This is a genomic window from Domibacillus sp. F004 (assembly GCF_057814295.1).
This window is the reverse complement of sequence record NZ_JBVATB010000030.1, coordinates 1-388: the sequence shown is the minus strand read 5'-3', so window position 1 is coordinate 388 and position 388 is coordinate 1. Positions and strand designations below refer to the sequence as shown.

The following is a 388-nucleotide window of genomic DNA, read 5'->3' as shown; positions in this document are numbered from 1 at the left end:
GGGGACCAACGACCCGATCGCCCAGATAGCCGCCGTCGAGACCTTCGTCACGGACGGCGTCGACGCCATCGTACTGCTCCCCTCCGACGGCGCTGCGCTGACCGAAGCGGCCATCGCGGCGATGGAGGCCGGCATCCCGGTCATCAACGTCGACCGAGAGTTCTCCAGCCCCTTCGCCGCGCGGGCAACTGTCCTCGGCGACAACTACGGCATGGGGGTGAGCGCCGGAACCTATATCTGCGAGGAGCTGGAGGGCAACTCCGACGCCGTCGTCGCCGAGATCGCCGGCATCGACTCGCTGCCGCTCACGCAGGATCGCTCACGGGGATTAGCCGACGCGCTAGATGACTGCGGCCTGGAGGTCTCGGCCCGTGTGGCCGCCGACTTC

The 388-nt window shown here is 68.6% G+C and carries 1 protein-coding gene; it reads left to right on the top strand.

What is annotated here, in order from left to right; genetic code table 11:
- The coding region (locus ACZYRN_RS19275) for a substrate-binding domain-containing protein (protein WP_488913188.1) at positions 1-388 on the top strand (388 nt) is incomplete at both ends.